Raw genomic sequence first — 2,080 nt, forward strand, 5'->3', positions numbered from 1 at the left:
GTGCGCGAGAGTCTGCCGCTCGATGCTGTACTCGGCCTCGGCCCAGCTCCAGCGATTGAAACCGTGGACGGTGGCAGCGGTGACCAGACCCCGCTCGTGAGCGCGCTTGGCCAGCTCTTCAAAGCTCAGCGGCTGCATGCCGTTAGCTGTGAGTTTGCCATCGACCCAATGCGCATCTTCGCGACGCACCACATAGGGGTTGGCCTGCCCGCCATACGGGCCCTGACGCCAGATCTCCAGCGCCGCCGGCCACAAACCGTGGTTGAACAGCACGCGCGCCGCTTCACGGGTGGCGTGGCTGAAGTAGTAAGCCGAGTTGGTCGCCGATGACGCCGAGGCCAGCTTGCCGACCCAGCGCGGGTTGCGCAGCAGGTTGTCCTGCTCGGCCTGGCTCATGATGTAAGGATTGCCGCTGGTGATCAGCTGCATTTCCTTCCATTCGGTCTCACCGGTCTTCACCTCATGCGCCGGGCTGCCGAGGAAGTCGGCCACCACCAGCGCTTGCGAAGTGGACATGCCGGTGCCGATTTCGATTCCGATGTGACGCAGGCTGATGCGACCTTCAGCGGTGAATTCGATGCTGGCCATCGGCGCTTCCGAGCCGGTGCCGAAGTCTTTCTGGCAAATGGCAAAACCCACGCCATACCAGTTGTCCGGGTCGGCGGCTTCACGCTGCTGCTTGATCGCGTCGCGGTTTTTCCAGACTTCGTGCACCGACGCCTTGTCGAGAATCTCGTGCAGGCGCAAGGCACCGGCGGGGATCGCACCCTGAGTGTTTTTCATGCCGGACCGCAGGGCGTTCTTGCGACGCAGGTCGATCGCGTCGACACCGAGGCGATTGGCGATTTCGTCGACCATCATTTCGGTCGAGGCCATGCTTTGCAGGGTGCCGTAGCCGCGCATCGAACCGGCTTCAACACCGCGCGAGTGGTAAGCGGTGACCTGCAGATCGTTCTGCGGCATGTAGTAGATCGACTGCGCCGCCGTGGCGCCCACTGCTGCTACCGACGGGCTGTAGTTGATCCGACCGCCGCCGTCGACGCTCATTTCGGCGCGGAAAATCTTGAAGCTGTAGTCGTTCTTGTCCACCGCCAGTTGGTAGCGGATGTCGAACGGGTGACGCTTGATCCCGCTCTGGAACTGCTCGTAGCGGTCGTTTGCCAGACGAATCGGCACACCGGCGCCGTACAGCGCAGCGAGGGCGGCGTAGTAGACGAAGATATTGTGGTCTTTGGAACCGTAACCCACGGTGTAACCCGGGTGCATGTTCAGGTTGGCCAGGCCGAAACGAGACGGCGCGATCATTTTCGCAGTCTCGGTTGCAGCTTCCAGCGGGCACTGGGTGGCCACCACGAAGTGCAGGGTCTTGGTTTTCGGGTCGTACCAGCCGTTGCCGTTGTCCGGTTCCATAGCGGCCGGCTCGATCGACGGGGTCTTGTAGCGCTCGTCGAACACCAGCCAGTTGTCCGGCGGCGTGTCGATCTGCTGCTTCATGCGGTCGGCGTAGAACAGCCCACGCTCGGTCAGGTTACCGTGCAGGTTCGGCTGGGAATTCCACACCGGGCGACGGTTTTTCAGCATCGGGAACAGGATCGAGTCCTTGAGGCTGGCGAACTCGTCTTCATCGGCCGAAGTCGGACCGCCCACGCGCACGTAGCGGAAGCTGCCATAGGGGTCGCCTTCGTAGTACGGCACTTGCGCACCGTAACGAATCGCCTTGTCATTGAATTTGAGTTTGTTCTTGGCCTGGCGGAAACGTTCGAAATCGTTCCAGATCAGGATCGCTACCGGATGACCGATGAACATCGGTACCTTGCCTTCAGGCAGCAAGGGATCCGGCGCGTGCTCTTCGGGGAACACGATGCCGTCCTTGTCCAGGTCGGCAGCGGTGACGATACGGTCAGGTTGCAAGTCGGCGCCGAGCCACGACAGGTCATAGCCGTCGTAGATACGGTCGGCCTTGATGGTTTTCAGCAGCATGGCGTGGCCTTGTTGCTCAGGCCAGCCCGGCATGTCCCTGGAGCGAATGTCGCGGGCAAATACCTTGCTGCCGCAGACCTTGGACAGGGCATCGTTACGC

1 protein-coding gene is annotated in these 2,080 nt (G+C 61.8%); it reads right to left on the reverse strand.

All coding sequences use genetic code 11. The features are described 5' to 3' along the window. A partial coding sequence (locus DBR24_RS11840) for a xanthine dehydrogenase family protein molybdopterin-binding subunit (protein ID WP_256591416.1) occupies nucleotides 1–2,080 on the reverse strand: 2,080 nt, incomplete at both ends.

The organism is Pseudomonas sp. HMWF006, from assembly GCF_003061205.1.
In the GTDB taxonomy this organism is placed as follows: Bacteria; Pseudomonadota; Gammaproteobacteria; order Pseudomonadales; family Pseudomonadaceae; genus Aquipseudomonas; species Aquipseudomonas monsensis.